At 67.4% G+C, this 279-nt stretch carries 1 protein-coding gene; it reads left to right on the forward strand.

Translation table 11 applies throughout. The features are described from left to right. Positions 1-279: BlaI/MecI/CopY family transcriptional regulator (locus CVH10_RS19820; protein WP_106489411.1), on the forward strand; the 279-nt coding region annotated here is incomplete at both ends.

Raw genomic sequence — 279 nt, forward strand, 5'->3', positions numbered from 1 at the left:
TTCTTTGCGGCCTGGAGGAAGGGACGGCGGCCGCCATTGGCGCGGCCCTGAACGATCCGCCCAGCAACTCGGCCGTCCGCGCCCTGCTGAGCCGACTGGTCGCCAAGGGGCTGGTCGTGCATCGCACGGTCGATCAGACCTACATCTATTCCCCGGCGTCAGGAGCGGCCTCCGTCGCGGAGACATCCCTGCAGCGAATGGTGCGCACCTTCTTCGACGGCTCCGTCGCCAATGCCGCCACTGCGCTTCTGGGCATGGCGCCCAAGCTGAAGGACGAAG

It is taken from the genome of Halomonas sp. ND22Bw (genome assembly GCF_003011945.1).
Classification (GTDB): domain Bacteria; phylum Pseudomonadota; class Gammaproteobacteria; order Pseudomonadales; family Halomonadaceae; genus Halomonas; species Halomonas halophila.